16 protein-coding genes are annotated in these 15,194 nt (G+C 58.1%); 13 read left to right on the forward strand and 3 right to left on the reverse strand.

All coding sequences use genetic code 11. From position 1 onward, the window contains the following. The first annotated feature begins 44 nt into the window (after positions 1–44). The 3 genes from hflX (at position 45) to D3791_RS13690 (ending at position 4,743) form a co-directional block, all read left to right on the forward strand. Positions 45–1,613, forward strand: coding sequence for a GTPase HflX (gene hflX, locus D3791_RS13680; RefSeq protein ID WP_061954762.1), 1,569 nt, complete (start codon positions 45–47; stop codon positions 1,611–1,613). Beyond that, complete coding sequence (locus D3791_RS13685) at positions 1,606–3,603, forward strand: ATP-dependent DNA helicase (protein ID WP_172512529.1); 1,998 nt, start codon at positions 1,606–1,608, stop codon at positions 3,601–3,603. The genes hflX and D3791_RS13685 overlap by 8 nt, the downstream gene beginning before the upstream one ends. Before the next feature lie 102 nt (positions 3,604–3,705). After that, complete coding sequence (locus tag D3791_RS13690; protein WP_172512530.1) at positions 3,706–4,743, forward strand: glycoside hydrolase family 76 protein; 1,038 nt, start codon at positions 3,706–3,708, stop codon at positions 4,741–4,743. A gap of 67 nt (positions 4,744–4,810) precedes the next feature. Here D3791_RS13690 and lexA read toward each other — a convergent pair whose 3' ends face one another. Then, positions 4,811–5,530 carry a transcriptional repressor LexA gene (lexA, locus tag D3791_RS13695; protein ID WP_022875846.1) on the reverse strand — a complete coding sequence of 240 codons (720 nt, stop codon included), beginning with the start codon at positions 5,528–5,530 and terminating at the stop codon, positions 4,811–4,813. 258 nt (positions 5,531–5,788) lie between these two features. Between lexA and D3791_RS13700 the strand changes: the two genes are divergently transcribed. The 7 genes from D3791_RS13700 to D3791_RS13730 all read left to right on the forward strand — a co-directional run bounded on the left by D3791_RS13700 (position 5,789) and on the right by D3791_RS13730 (position 12,006). Further along, on the forward strand, positions 5,789–6,142 hold the full coding sequence (locus D3791_RS13700; protein ID WP_022875845.1) for a LysM peptidoglycan-binding domain-containing protein: 354 nt from the start codon (positions 5,789–5,791) through the stop codon (positions 6,140–6,142). Positions 6,143–6,225: 83 nt separating this feature from the next. Further along, the gene (locus D3791_RS13705) at positions 6,226–7,332 is read left to right on the forward strand and encodes a histidinol-phosphate transaminase (protein WP_022875844.1); all 1,107 of its coding nucleotides are present in this window, start codon (positions 6,226–6,228) and stop codon (positions 7,330–7,332) included. A 22-nt stretch (positions 7,333–7,354) separates the two neighbouring features. Further along, entirely contained in the window at positions 7,355–7,975 is a 621-nt protein-coding gene (gene hisB, locus D3791_RS13710) for an imidazoleglycerol-phosphate dehydratase HisB (protein WP_022875843.1), read from the forward strand. Next, positions 7,976–8,611 carry an imidazole glycerol phosphate synthase subunit HisH gene (gene hisH / locus D3791_RS13715; protein WP_172512531.1) on the forward strand — a complete coding sequence of 212 codons (636 nt, stop codon included), beginning with the start codon at positions 7,976–7,978 and terminating at the stop codon, positions 8,609–8,611. Between the two features lie 177 nt (positions 8,612–8,788). Beyond that, complete coding sequence (priA, locus tag D3791_RS13720; protein ID WP_022875840.1) at positions 8,789–9,526, forward strand: bifunctional 1-(5-phosphoribosyl)-5-((5-phosphoribosylamino)methylideneamino)imidazole-4-carboxamide isomerase/phosphoribosylanthranilate isomerase PriA; 738 nt, start codon at positions 8,789–8,791, stop codon at positions 9,524–9,526. Positions 9,527–9,746: 220 nt separating this feature from the next. Further along, entirely contained in the window at positions 9,747–10,628 is an 882-nt protein-coding gene (locus D3791_RS13725; RefSeq protein ID WP_172512532.1) for an SseB family protein, read from the forward strand. A gap of 40 nt (positions 10,629–10,668) precedes the next feature. Further along, on the forward strand, positions 10,669–12,006 hold the full coding sequence (locus D3791_RS13730; RefSeq protein WP_172512533.1) for an MFS transporter: 1,338 nt from the start codon (positions 10,669–10,671) through the stop codon (positions 12,004–12,006). Here D3791_RS13730 and D3791_RS13735 read toward each other — a convergent pair. Next, positions 12,003–12,554 carry a GNAT family N-acetyltransferase gene (locus D3791_RS13735; RefSeq protein WP_172512534.1) on the reverse strand — a complete coding sequence of 184 codons (552 nt, stop codon included), beginning with the start codon at positions 12,552–12,554 and terminating at the stop codon, positions 12,003–12,005. The two genes, D3791_RS13730 and D3791_RS13735, sit on opposite strands and share 4 nt — an antisense overlap. Before the next feature lie 131 nt (positions 12,555–12,685). After that, positions 12,686–13,051, reverse strand: coding sequence for a DUF1844 domain-containing protein (locus D3791_RS13740; RefSeq protein WP_022875836.1), 366 nt, complete (start codon positions 13,049–13,051; stop codon positions 12,686–12,688). Between the two features lie 328 nt (positions 13,052–13,379). Between D3791_RS13740 and infC the strand changes: the two genes are divergently transcribed. The 3 genes from infC to rplT all read left to right on the forward strand — a co-directional run bounded on the left by infC (position 13,380) and on the right by rplT (position 15,135). Then, a complete protein-coding gene (infC, locus tag D3791_RS13745) occupies positions 13,380–14,030 on the forward strand; it encodes a translation initiation factor IF-3 (RefSeq protein ID WP_022875835.1) in 651 nt (216 codons plus the stop codon). A gap of 167 nt (positions 14,031–14,197) precedes the next feature. Next, a complete protein-coding gene (rpmI, locus tag D3791_RS13750) occupies positions 14,198–14,392 on the forward strand; it encodes a 50S ribosomal protein L35 (protein WP_013348480.1) in 195 nt (64 codons plus the stop codon). A gap of 104 nt (positions 14,393–14,496) precedes the next feature. Beyond that, positions 14,497–15,135, forward strand: a complete 639-nt coding sequence (rplT, locus tag D3791_RS13755; protein ID WP_061954779.1) for a 50S ribosomal protein L20, sunset domain variant — start codon at positions 14,497–14,499, stop codon at positions 15,133–15,135. The last annotated feature ends 59 nt before the right edge of the window (positions 15,136–15,194 follow it).

Consider the following 15,194-nt stretch of genomic DNA (forward strand, 5'->3'; position numbering starts at 1 on the left):
GTCACCCGCACTATTCTGGAATGCGAAGTACTTCTAAGGAGACCATGACTAACTCCGAGTCACACGAGCACGATTCGGCATCAATGGATGATGCCCAGATCCAGGCCGCAATCGACCGGATCCTCGAAGCTGATGAAGCCCAAAGCCCGCAAGTGCAACATTTTGGAGAAGAAGATTCCTCGATCTTCTCCGGACAAGCCACCGCACTGAACCGCTTCTCCTCAGGTTTCACCCAATACGATGGGGACCAAGACGACCTCGCGGAACGCCGCGCTCTTCGTCGTGTTGCCGGTCTATCCACCGAGCTGGAAGACGTTACCGAAGTCGAGTACCGCCAGCTTCGCCTTGAACGCGTTGTCTTGGCTGGCATCTGGAGCGAAGGTACCGTCACGGACGCGGAAAATTCCCTGCGTGAACTTGCCGCTTTGGCAGAAACCGCAGGTTCCGAGGTTCTCGACGGCGTCGTTCAGCGACGCAGCAAGCCGGATCCATCCACATTCCTGGGATCAGGCAAAGCCGAGGAGCTGCGAGGAATCGTTGCCTCCACCGGTGCCGATACTGTGGTGGTTGATGCCGAATTGGCACCCTCACAGCGTCGTGCCCTCGAAGATATCGTGAAGGTCAAGGTCATTGACCGCACCAGCTTGATCCTGGATATTTTCGCCCAGCACGCGAAGTCCCGTGAAGGTAAAGCACAGGTCGAGCTAGCCCAGCTTGAATACCTCCTGCCACGTCTTCGTGGTTGGGGTGAATCGATGTCCCGTCAGGCTGGTGGACGCGTCGGTGCGGCCGGTGGCGGTATCGGTTCGCGTGGTCCCGGTGAAACCAAGATCGAAATGGACCGTCGTCGCATTCGTGACCGCATGGCGAAGCTGCGTCGTGAAATCAAGGCCATGAAGCCTGCGCGTGAAGCAAAACGAGCCAATCGCAAGCGCAATGAAGTACCAGCCGTGGCTATCGCCGGGTATACGAACGCTGGCAAGTCCTCTTTGCTCAACCGTCTGACCAACGCCGGCGTGCTGGTGGAAAACGCATTGTTCGCAACGCTGGATCCGACCGTGCGCCAGTCCTCGACTGAAGACGGGCTGACCTACACGCTGGCGGATACCGTCGGGTTCGTTTCGAACCTTCCCACTCAGTTGGTTGAAGCCTTCCGTTCAACTTTGGAAGAAATCGCCGATTCGGATCTCATCTTGCACGTCGTGGATGCCTCGCACCCCGACCCAGAGGGACAGATCCAGGCTGTTCGAACAGTACTTGGCGAAGTCGATGCATTGAATATCCCTGAAATCATCGTCCTGAACAAGGCAGATGTTGCGGATCCATTCGTCATTGAGCGCATCCGTAATCGCGAATCGAATACCTCAGTGGTGTCCGCGCACACGGGTGAGGGTATTGAAGAGCTGCTGGAGAAGATCAGCACTTCGATTCCGCGCCCTGGTATTCAGCTGGAGGTCCTCATCCCGTATAACCGCGGGGATTTGATCGCCAAGTTGCACCAGAGCGAATCTGAGATCTTGGAGAGCGAACACCTGGAAAACGGCACTCGACTGATCGTGAAGGTTCGCGATTCACTCGCTGCAGAGTTGGAGACTTTCAACATTCATGGATAAGCAAGAGCAGGCCCTTGGGCTTCTTGAGGCCGCGGTAACTTCCATGGGCGGTGCCATGCGCACCGGCCAGCAGGAAATGGTCAAGCACGTGGTGACTGCCCTGGAAGACGAAGAGCATTTGCTGGTTCAAGCCGGTACCGGAACGGGAAAGTCCATGGGCTATCTCATTCCGGCGCTCGCGCATGCGCAAACTAGCGCCAAACCGGTAATTGTTTCTACCGCAACTCTCGCATTGCAGTCCCAGATTGTCGGTCGCGATGTGCCGCGGTTACTTGAATCGCTCAAGGGCAAGCTCTCCCGCCCCATGGATGTAGCCCTGCTTAAGGGCCGATCTAACTACCTGTGCCAATACAAGCTAGGCGGGGGATACCCCGACGATGAAGGCACATTGTTCTCGATGGACGAGCCAGCGGTCCCCGCAGGCACGACTTATTCGCCACTGGCAAGCGAAGTGATGAAGCTTCGAGACTGGGCTGAGCGCACGGATACCGGAGACCGGGACGAGCTGGTGCCCGGCGTCAGCGACAAAGCGTGGAAGCAAGTCTCGGTATCCGCGATGGAGTGCTTGGGTTCTCAAAAGTGCCCCATGGCCGACGAATGCTTTTCGGAGATGGCACGCGCTCGTGCGGCAGAATCCGACGTGGTAATCACGAATCACGCATTGCTGGCGGTTTCCGCCTTTGAGGGGTTGTCGGTACTGCCTGATTTTGATGTCGCGATTATTGACGAGGCCCATGAGCTTCAGGATCGTGTGACCAGTTCCGTATCTGGTGCTCTGTCCGCGCGAATGGTGATGACTGCTGCTGGTGGCGCCAAACGCCACTGCGGTGTGAACGTTGATGAAATGGTCAAGGCAGCGAACCGACTGGAGAAGTCCCTGACTGGGATTCCTACTGGGTTGTTGGAGCATGGCCTGCGTGAAGATATGGGAATCGCGCTTAACGACATCGTTGAACAGGCGCGGCTGGCCTTGGCCTTGTCCAAGCCAGAAGCCAATGCACCTGCTGACGGCGGACGTCAGACGGCACGCTCCCAGCTGCAGGCCGTCATGGATGACGCCATTCGAATGCTTGAATCCGAAGAACGAAGAGAAGTTCTCTATACGACGCGCCCTCGGGAATTTGTCGAGGGCCGTGGCTATGTTGAGGCGGAAGAGTCCCAACCTGCAACGTTGAATGTGGCACCGCTATCGGTGGCAGGAAAACTCCGCGAAGGCCTTTTTGATGGCCGTACCGTGGTGCTCACCAGCGCGACCTTGGCCATCGGATCCCAGTTTGATGCGGTGGCCGGTTCGCTGGGGCTGATGGGAGCCGGTGCTCCGTCATGGACCGGCGTTGATGTGGGCAGCCCATTTGATTATCCGAAGCAGGGCATCTTGTACGTCGCCAAGCACCTGCCAAAACCGGGCCGCCAACTCGCGGCCGAGACGCTGGACGAAATTGAAGATCTGATCAAAGCGTCTGGTGGTGGAGCTTTGGCGCTCTTCACATCGAAGCGTTCGGCTGAAGAAGCTGCAAGCATTTTGCGGGAGCGCCTGGATGTAGACATCTTGTGCCAGGGCGAAGCAAGCATGAAGTCCTTGGTTGAGCAGTTTGCGGCCGAGCGGGATACCTGTCTTTTCGGCACGATGACGCTGTGGCAGGGAGTCGATGTTCCTGGGGATTCCTGCCGTTTGGTCATCATCGACAAGATTCCATTCCCGAGACCTGACGATCCAATTTCGAAGGCTCGTACCGAGGACGTCGCCAAACATGGTGGCAATGGTTTCATGCAGGTCTCTGCCACGCATGCCGCGATTCGGTTAGCTCAGGGAGCCGGTCGATTGATCCGTTCGGTCAACGACCGTGGCGTGGTTGCCATCCTTGATTCGCGAATGGCTACGGCTCGTTATGGCAGCTTCCTGAAGGCTACTCTGCCTCCGATGTGGCCAACCGTGGACAAGAAGGTTATTTCTGGGGTTCTGGAGCGGTTGAAGCCCGCTGAAAAGTAGGCTCCAGCTTGTGGGCACCCGAACCTGGTGTCCATGGCTAGCTGAGTGTACTAATGTCTGTGCCACGGGGAAGTCCGAGAATCGGAAGGCAAGATGAAGTCCATGAAGGAGCTGGCGCGTGCCGCGGCTGAAGATACGCACGCCCGTTTTGGCCATAGGCTATTCGGCCTGCCAGGTACGTGGATCGGCCGTCCGTATAGTCTTCGGCACCAGTTGCACGACGGAAGCATGCTCAGCGATATCAACGGTTTTTCGCATCCGTTTGCTGAGTGGAACTACTGGTGGCAGGCCCACTACTTGGATGCCATAATCGATGACGGGTTGGCTTATTTGGCCGATGGCGATCGCGGTGCTGCCCAGAACGAATTACGCCGGGCCAAAGACTTGCTGGCTGGCATCCGAGTGCGGAACTTCGGGGTATTCCCCAACTATTTCTTTGACGATATGGCATGGCTGGCTTTGGCTTGCCAAAGGCTGGTTGGTTTTTCGCGACAGGTTGAAGGACGCAGCCATCGTGGTGCCAAACAGGCCGTGACAACCTTGCGCAAGCAACTCGAAGGCGGCATTGATGACGTCTTGGACGGTGGCCTGTACTGGTCGCGTAAGCGAGACTTCAAGAATGTTCCGGCCAATGCTCCGGCCGCGCTATTTTTCGCGCGCAGCGGTGACCGCGATCAGTCCAGAAAGCTCCTCGACTGGATGCGGACTAAGCTTTTTAGCGGCCATCAGGGACTGTATTTAGATGGACTGCGAATTACTTCCTCAGGGCACAAGATGGAAGAAGCGCTGTACACCTACAACCAGGGGCCAATACTTGGAGCGTTGCTTGAGCTGGGCACTGCCGTCGATTTGGACCACGCCGGAACGCTGGTCCGGGCTACTCGTCGGCATCTGGCTGATGAAGCCGGCATTCTGCCCGTAAACGGAGGAGGAGACGGTAATCTGTTTGCCGGAATCCTCTGCCGCTATTTAGCCCTGTGCGTCAATGACGAGCGATTGGATCATGAAGTTCGAGATATGGCTCAGCAGATGATTTCGTCGACCGCGGGCAGTCTTGTCGATGACGAGCCCCGGCGGCTCTCAGCAGCAGTTCAGCGATGGATGGTCTTCAGCGCTGCAGATCGATGCGATTCGAAGTGAAAACCTGTAGATAGCAAACACGGAAACGGCGCCGAAGCTCATGCATCGGCGCCGTTTTGAGATGTGGTTAGAGCGAGCGCATCACCGAAACAACACGACCCATGATCTTTGCAGCGTCGCCAAGAATCGGCTCGTAGCGCGAGTTCTGCGGAAGCAGCCAGGTGTGCCCATCGCGCTGCCGGAAGGTCTTGACGGTAGCTTCCTCATCGAGCAGCGCAGCGACGATATCACCGTTCTCTGCATTTTGCTGACGGCGGACGACCACCCAGTCCCCATCACAGATGGCTGCATCAACCATGGAATCGCCAGAAACCTTGAGCATGAATAGTTCGCCGTGCCCGACCAACTGGCGAGGCAACGAGAAAACATCTTCAACGGACTGATCGGCAAGGATCGGACCACCGGCGGCGATTCGTCCTACCAGTGGGACCATCGTGGTGTCAGCGGACGTGCTGAGCTCGATCACCATCGCATCCTCGGCGGCCTTGGTGTCGGCATCCTCGGGGGTCGCCGGATTCTCTGCATCATCCGCGAGCTGCAGCGGCAACAGAATTTCCATGGCGCGCGGACGGCGTGGATCTCGGCGAATGTATCCAAGCTTTTCGAGCTGGCTCAACTGGTGAGTGACGCTTGAGAGGCTCTTGAGTCCTACCGAGTCGCCAATCTCACGCATGGATGGTGGATAGCCGTTCTTGCCGATTGCTCGCTGGATGGTTTCCAGGATCTTCTTTTGGCGAATCGTCAGCGAGCGTGCATTCGATCGGGGAGTGCGTTGTGAAGCTGACATGAGATTTTGCCTTCCCTAGCTATCTGACGAAAGTTCAGTGGTCCAAACTGTCGGAGCCAGATGGTGTGATGTTTTCATTGCTCGTCTACTTCGAAATCTTAGTGGATAAGCGAGTTTCTTTCAAAGATTTGTTCGAAAACTTCTGGACAAGTCGGACGAAGCTCTGTTAGAACAGATGTACTAGTTTCGAACACTTCTTCGAAACATAGGCATCGAACACAACTTCGCACCACTCGATAAACTTGAGGAGATAAGGTCATGGCAACTGTCGCACTTGACTCAAATCAAACCCGGACTCCAATGAAGATCCGCATCAACCGCCGTGGTTGGGCGGTATTGGTAGGCATTCCCGTATTTGCACTTACTGTTGCAGCCGCATTCTTCTTCTCGATGTTTGCCTCCAATGCTCACGCATCCTCTGAACTGCCAACGGGTGTCGAAACAATTGACGTGACTGTTATTCCTGGTGACACCGTCTGGAGCCTTGCCAAGGAGTACGCGCAGGGCTATGACGTCACTTCGGCAGTCAACCACATCTCGGAACTCAATTCCCTGCAGGGGAGCGAAATCCACGTGGGCGACTCGCTGTCGATTCCAGTCCTCGCTGGCTAAGGACTCGAAGTGAGTCGGGGGGATTGTTACCTTGACTCGTAGCGGATTCACCCGCGAAGCTGGTCCCCACGTAGACTAAATGCGTGAATGACCGCAGTGAACTTTTGAGTCAGCTGCCCTTGCGTGAGAATCTCCGCGGGCTATCCCCATATGGCGCACCGCAAATCGACGTGCCCATCCAGCTGAATGTCAACGAGAACACCCATCCGCTTCCTCAAACTGTCGTGGAAGCCATTGCGCAGGAAGTCGCTAAAGCGGCGACTAGTCTGAACAGATATCCAGATCGTGAATTCACCGAACTGCGAGAACTTCTTGCCGATTATCTTGGTCACTCCCTGACCGCCGAGAATATCTGGGCGGCGAACGGATCCAACGAAATCCTGCAGCAGATCCTACAAGCCTTTGGCGGACCTGGGCGGAGCCTCATGAGCTTCGGCCCTACCTATTCCATGTATCCGTTGCTCGCTAGCGGGACTGATACGGCTTACATCGCCGGAGAACGTTCAGAGGACTTCACCCTCTCCGCAGAATCAGCCGCGCAACAAGTCCGCGAACATAAGCCGAACATCGTCTTCCTGTGCTCCCCCAACAACCCCACAGGTACTGCGCTCGGCCTCGACGTGATCACTGCTGTCTACGATGCCGCGAGCGAGCACAACGGCATGGTCATTGTGGATGAGGCCTACGCCGAATTTTCCCTGTCGAGCACAAAATCAGCGCTGACCCTGCTTGAAGGACGGCAGCGCTTGATCGTCTCGCGCACCATGTCCAAGGCCTTCGGCCTGGCGGGCGCCCGCGTTGGCTACCTCGCAGCAGCGCCCGAAGTCACCGATGCGATCCGCCTCGTGCGATTGCCTTACCACCTGTCGGCTGTCACCCAGGCAACAGCAATTGCGGCGCTGAAAAACATTGATCTTTTGCTGGCCCAGGTAGAAGACATCAAGTCCCAGCGAGACCGAATTGTTGCCCGTCTCAAAGAGCTGGGGCTCAATCCTTCAGTCTCAGACTCCAACTTCGTCTTCTTCGGCGGACTGGAGAACCCTCACGCGGTATGGGAAGGCCTATTGGAAGCTGGCATTATTGTCCGCGACAATGGGATCCCGGGAACTCTGCGTGTAACTGCCGGAACCGAATCAGAAACTACTGCGTTCTTGGATCACCTAGCCGAGCTGCTCGGTGCGGAAAAGTAAGCAAGAACAAGCGAAGGAAGACATGTCTGCCGAATTGATTGGCGCACGTCGCGCCCGCATGGAACGCGTCACCAGCGAATCGTCTGTATTCGTGGAACTGGATCTCGATGGCACCGGCGTGTCAGAGATCAGCACTTCGGTGCCGTTCTACGACCACATGCTCACCGCGCTGTCGAAGCACTCCCTGATCGACCTGACAGTCCGAGCCACGGGCGATACCCACATCGACGTGCACCACACCGTCGAAGACACCGCGATCACTATTGGCGAAGTGCTGCGCGTAGCCCTGGGCAACAAGGCGGGAATCCGACGCTTCGGCACCGCATACGCTCCTTTGGATGAAGCGCTCTCGCGCTCGGTTGTGGACGTTTCGGGCCGCCCATACCTGGTTCACACCGGTGAACCGGCAGGGCAGGAATACCATTTGATCGGCGGCCACTTCACTGGCTCGATGACTCGCCACGTCTTCGAAGCCATCACCTTCCACGCACAAATTTGTGCGCATATCGAGGTGCTATCGGGCCGCGATCCTCATCATATTGTCGAGGCCCAATTCAAGTCCTTTGCACGAGCACTGCGCGAAGCTGTCGAGTTCGACGAACGCATGGGCGACAAGATTCCATCCACGAAGGGTGCACTGTAAGTGGAAAAGAAAAATGTAGTTGTTCTCGACTACGGTTCGGGCAACGTCCGTTCTGCGGTACGAGCGCTGGAAGCCGCAGGTGCGTCGGTTGAACTGACCGCGGACCCAGAGAAGGTCATGAACGCTGATGGGCTCGTTGTCCCCGGTGTTGGCGCCTACGCCTCGGTGATGGAACAGCTGACCAAGATTGGCGCACTGCGCTGGATCGGCCGGCGCATTGCTGGTGGGCAACCGGTATTGGGAATCTGCGTTGGCCACCAGGTCTTCTTCGAAGAAGGTGTTGAGCACGGAGTCAAGACCGCCGGTATCGGCGAATGGCCCGGCACCGTCGAGCGTCTGAAGTCAGACGTCATCCCGCATATGGGGTGGAATACCGTTCAGCCGCCAGAAAGCAGCAAGCTATTCGCCGGCGTTGAGAACGAGCGTTTTTACTTTGTGCACTCCTACGCCGTGCAGAAGTGGGAATTCGATGTGACTCAGCCAGCGATGACTCCACCGCAGGTTACGTGGAGCACCCATGGGACGCCTTTTGTCGCGGCAGTGGAAAACGGCCCGCTCTCGGCGGTGCAGTTCCACCCGGAAAAATCCGGGGAAGCCGGCGCGCAGCTTCTGCGCAACTGGCTGGGCACCCTGTAAGCATGTGGACCATCGTGCTTGGGTTCGTCGGCGCATTTCTGGCAGGTGGAGCGATCTCGCTCAAAAGCCAGAAGGCCCATATTTCATGGGTTATCGCGCTATGGGTACTCGCGGCTATGAGCATTATTGCCGCATGGGTCTTGACCCTCTAAAAATCATTACTTCACTAAGGACATCATGAGCGAGCAACCAATTCTCGAACTATTGCCTGCAGTAGACATCGCCGGGGGACAGGCCGTTCGACTGGTACAGGGCGAGGCCGGATCCGAAACCGGCTACGGCGACCCGCTGGAAGCGGCGCTTTCCTGGCAGAACGCCGGTGCCGAATGGCTGCACCTCGTTGACTTGGACGCGGCGTTCGACCGCGGCAGCAACGTCGAGATCGTGCAGCGTATCGCCAAGGAACTGAATATCAAGGTGGAACTCTCCGGTGGCATCCGCGACGATGCCTCCCTGGACCGCGCCTTGGAATTTGGCGCCACCCGGGTCAACTTGGGCACCGCTGCGCTGGAGAATCCGGAATGGACCAAGCAGGCCATTGCCCGCCACGGCGACAAGATCGCAGTGGGCATGGACGTTCGCGGCACCACGTTGTCAGGTCATGGCTGGACCAAAGACGGCGGAGACCTGTGGGATGTTCTCGCCCGTCTGGAAGATGCCGGTTGCGCCCGCTATGTCGTCACCGACGTGACCAAAGATGGCACCCTTCGCGGGCCGAACGTGGATCTGCTGCGCGAAATCGCCGCCAAGACCAACAAGCCTGTTGTCGCCTCCGGCGGCATCTCATCGCTCGAGGATCTCCGTGTCCTGCGTGAACTTGTGCCTGAAGGAATCGAAGGAGCCATCATGGGCAAGGCTCTGTACTCCGGTCAATTCACCTTGCAAGAAGCATTGGACGTCGCTGGGCGTCGCTAGATTCGCCAAGCCACACAATTGACGGTTTGAAAGCCCAACGGCTTTCAAACCGTCAATTGTTTTCTGAAGCAGGAACAACGTCCAACCGTTACCGATTCCTCTGTTCCCTGCAGAATGACGCAAAAAAGATCTGAAACACCTTGACGGTGGTGTTCAAGCTCATGAGAGAAGAACCAACTCTTCCCTCCACCAGACCCAAAACCACCGATAGCATGGATGTATGAGTACGGAGCATTCTGAATCAGCGCCAAAACGCCACCTGCCAGGACATATTGTCGCGGCACTGGCTCAGGCCGGTTCACCCGCCGACTCTGCTGGACAGAGCTGGGATGGCCGCGACCTCAGCGGCGAAGGCAACCCGCTGCACAACTTCGACAAGGACGACGGCAGCGCCGACGCTCCAACCATGACCGCCCTCGCGCGACTGCGCGAAGGCAAAGGCTCTGAAACCGAAGTCCACAAGGCCCTGGCCACCGCGCGAGTATTCGTAGCCGTCGTGGCACAACTGGGTGAAGAAGCCATGACCGATCACGGATTCGCCTCGGACAAGGAAGCCGACATGGCGCTGGTGAAAATCAAAGCACCGGACGGACGCATGGCGCTTCCGGTCTTTACCACCGTCGAACGCCTGCAAGCCTGGCACAAGGAAGCTCGTCCAGTGGCGGTCTTCGCTCCGCGAGCCGCGCTGTCGGCAGTCAGCGAAGAATGCCAGCTGCTGGTACTCGACCCGGGCAGCGACTTCACCTTTGTCCTGCGACGACCGGGGGTCTGGAACCTCGCCAAACAGGTCGACTGGATTCCGAGCTATCAGAACCAGCAGATCGCCAATCTCGTGCAAGATGCCACCGAAGGCTTTAGCCAACTGCAGGCCGTGCAGCTGGCCCCCGGCAGGGGAGTAGGCTCAAGATCACGGGACGGCCAGATGGTTCCAGGCGGTGGCTCCGGACCGGAACTTAATTTGCAGTTTGTTTTCGCACCGGGAACAAGCCAGAACCAAGCGCAGGAAATTACCAGCGCAATTCAGGGACGCTTGTCCCAGAACACTGAATTCACTGAAGCAGTGGATTCTCTAGAACTCAGTTTGCACAGCGCGCCAAGTTAATCTCGGCGGGCTCCTTGAAACAGTAAGGAACAGTTCGGGCATGAAAAGCTATTGGCAGATTTTGCGTCAGCCGCAGATCGCGATGCTGCTGCTTATCGGCATGATTGCCCGACTTCCGCACTCCGCGCTGAGCATGCTCCTGCTGCTTCATCTGGTCAACCACCTCGGCCAGAGCTGGGTCTCGGCCGGCTTGGTGACCGCGCTGATGACCCTCGGCATCGCCATCGGCGCCCCGTGGCGTGGAGCGCGCGTAGACGCCTGGGGATTGCGCAGGGCTATGCTGCCCTCGGTCATCGTTGAAACCTTCGTATGGTGCACCGTTCCGCACGTACCCCTCGTCTGGGTCTATCCGCTGGCCTTCGTCGGCGGTCTCTTCGCACTTCCCGTATTCTCCGTGGTGCGCACAGCGCTTGGCATCATGACCACCGGCGAGCAACGTCGGACCGCCTTCGCCCTGGATGCCACGGCCACGGAGCTGGTGTTCATTGTCGGACCGGCCACAGCTGGCGTCGTCGCCACGCAGATCAGCAGCGTTATCGGACTGAGCGTCATCGGCGTCACCGCCTCAATGGCCGGCTTGGCCTTGATGCTTTTGAACCCGCCCACGCGAAGCGATGACCCTAAAGCCATCGCCATGCAGGCCAACGCCCACGAAGAACGCCTGGGCGCGGAGGCCAGCTTCATCGCTGCCGCGCCGATGGGTGTGCAGGAAGTCGAAGGCGAACTGATTGTCGCCGGCTGGAAATCGGCCCGCGCCAGGATCAAGAAACGCGGCCGGGCTTTCAAGAGCCGGTTCAGCTGGATCAGCGCCTCCGTCTTGGCGGTATTCATCGCTTCTGCCGGGGCAGGCATGTTGCTCACCGGGACCGAGGTGGCGATTGTCGCCGAGCTTGATGCGGCCATGCAAAGCCACCGGCTGGGATTGGTGTTCTTCTTCTGGTGCGGGGCCTCGCTGATCGGCGGTCTGATCTATGGCTCCATGAAGCGTGTCATTTCGCCGCTGCTCCTGCTGTTGTTCATGGCGATTCTGACGATCCCGATGTACTTCGCCTGGGATACCTGGTCGCTGGCCCTGTTCTCCGCGTTGCCAGGTTTCCTCTGCGCGCCAACGCTCTCGGCCGCCTCGGAATGGCTCACCGATCTGGTGGCTGAGAAGCGCCGCGGCGAGGCCATGGGCTGGTACGGATCGGCGATGACCGCAGGCACCGCCTTGGGTTCACCGGTCACCGGGTTGTTCGTAGACAAGGTGGGCCCGGCTTATGCCTTTGTCGGTATTGGCATCATGGCGGCCATCGTGGTGTTGGCAGCCTTGGTATCGCAGCAAATTCGCCGTCGCGTGCGCCGGTCGCGTCGCCAGCGTTGGGAAACCACGGCCTAGTTCTGCACCCTCCCGGCGACGCGCGAGTACATGTACATGTCCTTGGGGTCGTTGCCGACCAGCTCCCAGCCGCGCAACAACCCTTCGCGTTGGAACCCGCAGCGCTCGGCAGTGCGCCAGGAGCCTTCGTTCCACGGTTCGACGTACAGCTCGATACGGTGGATGCCCGGATATTCCAGAGCCCAATCCGCGAGGGTGCGCAGCGCGCAGCTGGCAATGCCTTGCCGGCGATGCTCCGGTCCCACCCAGTAGCCGATGCTTGCCCGTCCGTGGCGGGCATCGTGGAACCACAGCCCGATCTGCCCGACAGCCTGTTCGGTGGCCGAATCCGCTATGGCGAAGGAGTATCCGGTTCCGTCCGTGGTCCTGCTCCATTGGCGGTGGATGAAGTCAACGCATTGTTGATGCTCGCCCTGCGGGGGCACGGTGGTGATCTGCGTGATGTAGGAATCCGTGGAAGCCTGCTTGATGAGCGGGATGTCCTGAAGGGAAAACGGGCGCAAATAATAGGGCGTTGCCTTCAAGACTGGCTGCTCGATCAGTTCCATGGGCACAACATTAGCCCGAAGAACTCAGTTTGCTGGACACCTGGGAACTGTGTGATTTTAAAGAACCATGGGCCCGCTCCCGAAGGAGTCGAGCCCATGATGTTAATCTCTTAAAAAACTAGTTTGATTGCTTAGTTGACAGCGCCGGTGAACTTTTCGCCTGGGCCCTTGCCTGGTGCGTCAGGGATCAACGAGGCTTCGCGGAATGCCAGCTGCAGGCTGCGCAGGCCATCGCGCAACGGTGCGGCGTGCTGCGAACCGATCTCAGGTGCGCCCGCGGTGACTAGGCCTGCAAGGGCAGTGATGAGCTTGCGTGCTTCGTCCAGATCTTTCAGCTCAGCTGCGTCTTCGCCCTCAGCCAGACCACATTTAACGGCGGCCGCGCTCATCAGGTGAACAGCTGCGGTGGTGATGATTTCTACTGCCGGAACTTCGGCGATGTCGCGCACCTGCTGGTCGACGAGGTGCTGATGCGAGTTGGTGTCTTCGGTACTCATACTGCTAAGCTTGTCACAGACCGACTCGATGCCGGTACTTCTCATGACGTCCAGTTAGCTCTGGGCAGGGGATTCGTACTAGTATTGAGCCATGCAAGTGGAGGCCATCTCCCACCCGCTGTCGCCGTTTCCAGGCTTCCGGGTAATTCGGCAGGAACACCTTCGGGTGATCCCAAGATGCAGGCGCAATGTTTTGCGCCTTTCGTCGTGTCGTTTCTCTTTGGCCTTCGCCTGCAATCGCAGACGGGGGCCTTCTTCGTTTGCGGTTATGGATTACGAATTTCAGGAGTGACACATCAGCGATCCACGCATTAATGAGCGCATTCGCGTGCCAGAGGTACGTCTCGTCGGCCCCAATGGTGAGCAGGTAGGCATCGTCCGCATCGAGGACGCGCTTCGTTTGGCTCACGAGTCCGATCTGGACTTGGTCGAGGTGGCACCCAACGCCAAGCCTCCAGTGTGCAAACTGATGGACTTCGGCAAGTACAAGTACGAAGCCGCTGTCAAGGCTCGCGAAGCTCGTAAGAACCAGACCAACACGGTCTTGAAGGAAGTTCGCTTCCGCCTGAAGATTGATACTCACGACTACGAGACCAAGGTTGGGCACGCGTTGCGCTTCCTGGGCGCTGGCGACAAGGTGAAAGCCATGATCCAGTTCCGCGGTCGTGAACAGCAGCGTCCAGAGATGGGTATCCGCTTGCTGGAAAAGTTTGCAGCAGACGTAGCTGAGGTTGGAATCATCGAGTCCAGCCCGCGCATTGATGGCCGAAATATGGTCATGGTTGTTGGTCCGCTGAAGAACAAGGCAGAGGCTCGCCGCGAACAGCAGCAGAAGTCCGGTGGCCGTAACTCGGCCAAGCGCAAGATCCGCACCGACGCTCCAGCTGAGACCGAGGGCCAGAACGTCGCAGCAGCTATGGATGACGAAGCCCGCGCCAAGTTGGAGCAGGCTCGCCAAGCAGCTGAAGGCGACGCCTAGCCAAGCCTGTTGGGCTTTCGAGCCCGTCACCGTTTACGGTGAAGGATCTTCTCGCAAGGAAGATTCAACTACAAGAGAACAACAGCGGTCACCTTAAATGGGGCCCGCTTCGGATGATCCCCACGCGGTAATTTCGCCGCGTGGAGCACGTAAGGAGAACGGCAGCTATGCCGAAGTTCAAGACTCACAGTGGCGCCAAGAAGCGCTTCAAGCTCACCGGTAGCGGTAAGCTCGCTCGCCAGCAGGCCAACCGTCGCCACTACCTGGAGCACAAGTCCTCGCGCGTTACCCGTCGCCTGGCTTCTGACCAGATCGTCGCTAAGGCCGATGTAAAGACCATCAAGCGGATGCTGGGCCTCTAAGCTCTCCCTTTCGCAATTCGGGGAAGCAATACCCCACCACCCATAGATTTCTCCCATCTCGCAAAACCGCGAGCACTGGGGAACTGACTTGAAGGAGTACACACGTGGCACGTGTGAAGCGGGCAGTAAACGCCCACAAGAAGCGTCGCGTCGTTCTGGAACGCGCAAAGGGTTACCGCGGTCAGCGTTCGCGCCTGTACCGTAAGGCCAAGGAGCAGCTGCTCCACTCGTTCGTTTACAGCTTCAACGACCGCCGTAAGCGCAAGGGTGACTTCCGTCGCCTCTGGATCCAGCGCATCAACGCTGCATCCCGCGCCAACGGCATGACCTACAACCGTCTGATCCAGGGTCTGAAGGCTGCTGAGATCGAGGTTGACCGCCGCATGCTGGCCGAGCTGGCTGTATCGGACTCCAACGCATTCGCAACCCTGGTTAAGGTTGCAAAGGAAGCTCTTCCAGCTGACGTCAACGCTCCACGCGCTGCTGCTGAGGTTGCTGCTCCAAAGGCTCCTAAGGCTGCTGCTAAGTCCGTTGAGGGCGAAGGCGTTATCAAGGCTGTTGAAGGCCAGGACGCTCCTGAGGGCTTCGTTATCAAGGGCAACGCTGGCTCGAACAAGTACCACGTTCCAGGCTCGACCTGGTACGAGCAGACCGAAGCTGAATTCTGGTTCAACTCGGTTGAAGCAGCTAAGGCTGCTGGCTTCGAACCAGCTGGTGGAGAATCCCGCCAGCAGATGAAGTAAATCTTTTCTCCCTTTGAGCTAAAGCTCAGGTAGGACAGATCACACCGATGGGTGGGTCC

The organism is Glutamicibacter mishrai (assembly GCF_012221945.1).
Taxonomy (GTDB): domain Bacteria; phylum Actinomycetota; class Actinomycetes; order Actinomycetales; family Micrococcaceae; genus Glutamicibacter; species Glutamicibacter mishrai.

Excerpts from the sequence above, each read along its gene's own strand:
- hflX (WP_061954762.1), top strand. The coding sequence starts at position 45 with ATGACTAACTCCGAGTCACACGAGCACGATTCGGCATCAATGGATGAT.
- D3791_RS13685 (WP_172512529.1), top strand. The coding sequence starts at position 1,606 with ATGGATAAGCAAGAGCAGGCCCTTGGGCTTCTTGAGGCCGCGGTAACT.
- D3791_RS13690 (WP_172512530.1), top strand. The coding sequence starts at position 3,706 with ATGAAGGAGCTGGCGCGTGCCGCGGCTGAAGATACGCACGCCCGTTTT.
- lexA (WP_022875846.1), bottom strand. The coding sequence starts at position 5,530 with ATGTCAGCTTCACAACGCACTCCCCGATCGAATGCACGCTCGCTGACG.
- D3791_RS13700 (WP_022875845.1), top strand. The coding sequence starts at position 5,789 with ATGGCAACTGTCGCACTTGACTCAAATCAAACCCGGACTCCAATGAAG.
- hisB (WP_022875843.1), top strand. The coding sequence starts at position 7,355 with ATGTCTGCCGAATTGATTGGCGCACGTCGCGCCCGCATGGAACGCGTC.
- priA (WP_022875840.1), top strand. The coding sequence starts at position 8,789 with ATGAGCGAGCAACCAATTCTCGAACTATTGCCTGCAGTAGACATCGCC.
- D3791_RS13725 (WP_172512532.1), top strand. The coding sequence starts at position 9,747 with ATGAGTACGGAGCATTCTGAATCAGCGCCAAAACGCCACCTGCCAGGA.
- D3791_RS13730 (WP_172512533.1), top strand. The coding sequence starts at position 10,669 with ATGAAAAGCTATTGGCAGATTTTGCGTCAGCCGCAGATCGCGATGCTG.
- D3791_RS13735 (WP_172512534.1), bottom strand. The coding sequence starts at position 12,554 with ATGGAACTGATCGAGCAGCCAGTCTTGAAGGCAACGCCCTATTATTTG.
- D3791_RS13740 (WP_022875836.1), bottom strand. The coding sequence starts at position 13,051 with ATGAGTACCGAAGACACCAACTCGCATCAGCACCTCGTCGACCAGCAG.
- rpmI (WP_013348480.1), top strand. The coding sequence starts at position 14,198 with ATGCCGAAGTTCAAGACTCACAGTGGCGCCAAGAAGCGCTTCAAGCTC.